At 45.5% G+C, this 5,416-nt stretch carries 4 protein-coding genes; 3 read left to right on the top strand and 1 reads right to left on the bottom strand.

The genetic code is table 11. The annotated features are described in order from the left end of the window. The first annotated feature begins 170 nt into the window (after window positions 1-170). On the top strand, window positions 171-2,792 hold the full coding sequence (locus PLH26_RS18665) for a T9SS type B sorting domain-containing protein (RefSeq protein WP_324587543.1): 2,622 nt from the start codon (window positions 171-173) through the stop codon (window positions 2,790-2,792). Between the two features lie 180 nt (window positions 2,793-2,972). Here PLH26_RS18665 and bshB1 read toward each other — a convergent pair whose 3' ends face one another. After that, complete coding sequence (bshB1, locus tag PLH26_RS18660; protein ID WP_324587542.1) at window positions 2,973-3,710, bottom strand: bacillithiol biosynthesis deacetylase BshB1; 738 nt, start codon at window positions 3,708-3,710, stop codon at window positions 2,973-2,975. A gap of 426 nt (window positions 3,711-4,136) precedes the next feature. Between bshB1 and prpB the strand changes: the two genes are divergently transcribed. Beyond that, the gene (gene prpB, locus PLH26_RS18655) at window positions 4,137-5,030 is read left to right on the top strand and encodes a methylisocitrate lyase (protein WP_324587541.1); all 894 of its coding nucleotides are present in this window, start codon (window positions 4,137-4,139) and stop codon (window positions 5,028-5,030) included. Between the two features lie 6 nt (window positions 5,031-5,036). Next, the coding region (locus PLH26_RS18650; RefSeq protein ID WP_324587540.1) for a citrate/2-methylcitrate synthase at window positions 5,037-5,416 on the top strand (380 nt) is incomplete at its 3' end.

The following is a 5,416-nucleotide window of genomic DNA, read 5'->3' as shown; positions in this document are numbered from 1 at the left end:
TATTATAGGAGAGGAAGATAAAAGTGTATATTTACAGGATAGCCTTAAACAGTGCCATCTCCCCGGTAAAGCTCTAATTCATATCCTGCCCGGCGTAGCTCATATGGGAATGTGGGAACGGAAAGACCAGACCAATGACACCGTTATGAAGTTCCTCAATTACGTAAGCGATGCCTGAGGTAAGAAAATATTTTTTTGTAACCATTGTTTGCCTGGGTTTTTGTTCTGCTTTAACAGCAAGGCATATAACCGGCGGAGAATTATCTTATATCAATACAGGAGTTTCGGGCAACGAATTCACTTACCAGGTCACCCTCCGGCTATACCGCGATTGTTTTTCTACCGGTGCCCAGCTGGATCCGGTTGTGCCTATTACCGTTTACCAGAAAAACGCAACAGGTTCAACATTTTACCGGAACTATGATATTAACATGACCCGGAAAGATATGCTTACGCTGCGAAGTCCCGGCGAATGCATTGATAACCCTCCGGCGGTATGTTACGAAGTGGGTGTATATGTTTTTACGGTTGTGCTGCCTGCGTCACTCTATGGCTATACTATTTCATTTCAAAGGTGCTGCCGTATTGAGAATATGTCGAATGTTGCCGCTTCGGGGCAGGCCGGGGCAACCTACACCGCCGATATTCCGGGTACGCATATTATACAGAGTGCTCCCAAAAACAGCAGTCCTGTTTTTGCCACCAGGGATACGGTTATCGTATGCGAGGACAACTACTTTCAGTATGATTTCGGTGCCACTGATGAAGATGGGGATTCCTTATCGTATAGCTTTTGTGCTGCTTACATTGGTGGTTACCCCGGAAATCCTCAGCCCAATCCTGCGGCTGCTCCTCCCTACAGCAATGTTCCTTATGCTTTTGGGTTCGGCGCTTCTTCACCTATGGGCGCCAATGTAACACTGAATACAAAAACGGGGCTCGTTTCGGGTATTGCACCGGCATCGGGCGTGTATGTGGTAACCGTATGTGCAAGTGAATACAGGAATGGTGTTTTGTTTAATGTACACAGAAAGGATATCCAGATAAAAGTGGCTTCCTGCTCAATGGCTGCCGCAACGCTTGAGCCCGAATATATAAACTGTGATAGTTATACCGTTGACTTCCGGAACAGGAGCACCAGTTCATTGATTAAAACGCATTACTGGGATTTTGGCGTGCCCGGCAGAACGGACGATACATCAACCCTTGCGCGCCCTTCCTTTACTTTTCCCGACACAGGCACATACAGGGTAATGCTCGTTACCAACCGCAATGACAATTGTTCAGATTCTGCTTTCAGCATTGTAAAAATATACCCGGGCTTTTTTCCCGGCTTTACATTCAGCGAGGGTTGTAAAGACGTGCCTATTCGTTTCCGGGATACTACCAAAGCAACCTATGGTGTTATAGATTCCTGGCAATGGGATTTTGGCGTGCCTTCCGCCTCTGATGACATTTCGTTCAGCAAACAACCGCCGTTTACTTTTACAGCGTCAGGAACATACCAGGTGGCCCTTACCGTTAGCAGCAGTAAGGGATGCAGAAGTACGGTAAGAACCGATCTCGTAGTGAGAGATAAGCCGCTTTTGAGTGTGCCGCGTGATACGCTGATGTGCAATATCGATACCATTGCCGTTTCCGCCACAGGTCCGCCCGGAACCTATGTGTGGGCGCCGGATTATAATATCCGCGCTACCGGCGCCACTGCATTACTGAGTCCGGATGTTTCCACTTCCTATACCGTAAGTTTAACTACAGTGCCGGGTTGCACTTCCACAGATACGGTTCGGGTAAAAGTGGTGAATTTTGTTACGCTTGAAGCCGGCCCTGATACAACCATTTGTCTCACCGATGGTGTGCAGTTCAATCCTTCCAGCGACGGGCTCACCTATACCTGGGCTCCGGCAGAAACCCTGAGCGACCCAAACACAAAGCAAGCAGTGGCAATACCCGATGCGGCATTGACCGTTTATAACGTTACGGCATATATAGGTAAATGCTCAGCCTCCGATAATATCCGGGTCAGAACCGTCCCTTACCCCGATGTTCAGACAATCAATGATTCTTCTATCTGTTACGGTGAACGTATACAGCTATTTGCAGAGGGAGGAGCTTTTTATCGCTGGTCGCCCGCGGTTTCGGTCAGCAATTACAATGTACCTGATCCCTTTGTTTCTCCGCCGGTAACCACCACCTATACTGTAAGTGTAACAGATACTGCAGGATGTCCAAAACCATCTTTCAAAGATGTGGTGATAACCGTTATCCCGCCGGTACCGGCATTTGCGGGAAATGATACCGCAGTTGTTGTGGGGCAACCGCTGCAATTGCAGGCTACCGGTGCGGAAATTTATAAATGGTCGCCGGGCAGCTATCTGAACAATACCGGCATTGCTGATCCCGTAGCTACCTTTATTTCTGAAGTAAGTGATGGCATTACCTATTCCGTAAAAGTAAGCACCCCGGAGGGCTGTTTTGCCTATGACAGCATTAATATAAAAATATTCAGAACAGCTCCGGATATATTTGTAGCCGATGCTTTTACACCCAACAATGATGGACTGAATGATATTTTAAGAGCCATACCCGTAGGTATAAAACAGTTCGATTATATCAAAATTTTTAACCGGTGGGGGCAGCTCATGTTTTCTTCTAACACATCGGAAGAAGGGTGGGATGGCACTTTTAAAGGAAAGGAGCAGGCCAGCGATACCTTTGTATGGATGGCAGGGGGAACAGATTACCTGGGAAGGGTAATTGAGAAAAAAGGAACATTGCTTCTTTTACGATGAGAATCGGGGGGAATACAAAGAACCAAAAAACAAAATACAAGAACCAAGCAAAATTTAAAATTCAAATCCGAAATCCGAAGCGAATGCAACTATAAACCAGAAACGATAAACGATGAATAATTAACAATAAACCCCGATATTAGCCTTCCCTGCAACCTGAAACCTGTAACTCCATCAACCTTATGTATCTTTTTGTATAAAAGCGTCAAAATCGTTTATTCCAATCATTTTTTCGGTAATAAATCCTTCTGCATAAGGTACTCCTATCATTTTACCGAACATGGCATGCCGTCCTATGATTGAATTTAAAAATCCGGGAGTTGAAATATAGGTTTGGGGCTCATTCATAGCATATTCAGTGGAATGGAACTGCGATGAATACGCTTTTACAGCCTCCAGTTTTCTTTCAAACACGGAACTTATGTCATATACAAAATCGGGCTCATGATACCGGTCCTGTATATAATGGAAAATATATTTGGGACGCCAGTGCGCTTGGGGATTACCGTTATCGTCAAGCGTTTCAACTTTTCTTAATCCGCTTAAAAAACAGGCGTCTTTGATCAGGTGTCCTGCCCTTCCATGGTCCGGATGCCTGTCATCCAGTGCATTGGCCAGAACAATTTCAGGGCGGTATTTCCGTAAAGCCTTAACAAGTATACGCTGGTGTATTTCATCATTTTGAAAAAAGCCATCCGCCATGCCCAGGTTCTCACGCACATCCAGTTGCATAATGGCGGCAGCCCTGGCTGCTTCTTCCGCTCTTAATGTTACAGTACCCCTTGTGCCCAGTTCTCCACGTGTGAGGTCTATTACTCCGGTTTTTTTATCCCGGAGTTTTTCCATTATTAAAGTGCCGCCACATCCAAGTTCCGCGTCATCGGGATGAACAGCAACCGCAAGTATATCTAATTTCATAGGTTGCAAAAATAATGCAAAGGAGAATGACAGTTCAGATTTTCATATTTTCAGGCTGCTTAGCCGGAACACACAAGCATAGCAGAAACATAGGATCTCTTTCTATATGCACCTATGTTCCTATGATCCTGTGTGCTGAAATAAAAACTGAACACATAGGCACAGTAGAAACATAGAACACAATAGAACATAGGATCTCTTTCTATATGCACCTATGTAGCTATGATCCTATGTGCTGAAATAAAAACTGAACACATAGGCACAGTAGAAACATAGAATCTCTTCCTATGTGCAGCTATGTTCCTATGATCCTATGTGTTGAAATAAAAACTGAACATATAGGCACAATAGAAACATCCTATAAATCCTTCATTTGGAACAAATACCGGAGAAATAAAATGCGGATTTTCATGTAGGTTTGCAGCAATGAATACAGCCAATACAGCAACAGCCGGAAGTCGTTTCCGCCACGCGATGAGGGAAGAAAACCCCTTACAGATAGTGGGCACTATTAATGCCAACCATGCTTTATTGGCCACGCAGGCAGGTTTTAAAGCGATTTATTTATCGGGTGGGGGAGTGGCTGCAGGTTCACTGGGTATTCCCGACCTGGGAATTACAACACTTGAGGACGTGCTAACAGACATCTACCGCATTACTAATGTTACCGATACACCTTTACTGGTAGATGTGGATACCGGCTTTGGGCCATCGGCGTTCAATATATCGCGTACCGTAAAATCGTTAATAAAAGCTGGTGCAGGCGCTTTGCATATAGAAGACCAGGTGGGAGCCAAGCGTTGTGGTCATCGCCCGGGTAAGGAAATGGTAAGTCCGGAGGAAATGGCGGACAGGGTTAAAGCTGCAGCCGATGCACGTACCGATGATCAGTTTGTACTGGGTGCAAGAACAGATGCTTTAGCCAGTGAAGGGTTGGATAAAGCGCTGGAACGTGCCGTAGCGTACAGGGAAGCCGGTGCCGATTTTATTTTTGCTGAAGCGGTGAATGAATTATCGCAGTACCAAAAATTTGCAGATGCAGCCGGTATACCGGTACTGGCAAACATTACGGAATTTGGAATGACGCCGTTATGGACCGTTGAAGAACTGAAAAATGCAGGCGTACAAATGATCCTGTACCCACTGTCTGCTTTTCGCGCAGCCAATAAAGCTGCGCAGCATGTTTTTCACAGCATCCGTACCGAAGGCACACAAAAAAATACGATCGGCAGCATGCAAACAAGGGCGGAACTGTATGAAAGCATTGGCTATTTCAGCTATGAAAAAAAATTAGACGAACTTTTTTCAAAAAATAAATAAGGACCTATGTCAGCCAATACGGTACCGGACTTCAAACCAAAGAAAAGCGTAGCGCTTTCGGGTGTAACCGCGGGAAATACTGCCCTCTGCACCGTTGGAAAAAGCGGCAGCGACCTGCATTACCGCGGGTATGATATTCTTGATCTTGCCGAAGAAGCTGAATTTGAGGAGGTAGCCCATTTATTAATTCACGAACAATTGCCCAATGCAATCCAACTGGCTGCCTACAAAACGAAGCTGATCAGTATGCGTGGTCTTTCTTCCGTGGCAAAAAATATACTGGAGCAAATACCTGCTGCGGCGCATCCCATGGATGTTTTGCGCACTTATGCTTCGGTATGTGGTACTGTTCATCCCGAAAAAGACGACCACAATCTTGCAGGGGC

The sequence above is a fragment of the Agriterribacter sp. genome (genome assembly GCF_035444585.1).
GTDB lineage: Bacteria > Bacteroidota > Bacteroidia > Chitinophagales > Chitinophagaceae > Agriterribacter.
This window is presented reverse-complemented; position numbering and strand designations above follow the sequence as displayed.

Coding starts and splice junctions, on each gene's coding strand:
- bshB1 (WP_324587542.1), bottom strand. CDS start 3,710: ATGAAATTAGATATACTTGCGGTTGCTGTTCATCCCGATGACGCGGAA.
- PLH26_RS18665 (WP_324587543.1), top strand. CDS start 171: ATGCCTGAGGTAAGAAAATATTTTTTTGTAACCATTGTTTGCCTGGGT.
- prpB (WP_324587541.1), top strand. CDS start 4,137: ATGAATACAGCCAATACAGCAACAGCCGGAAGTCGTTTCCGCCACGCG.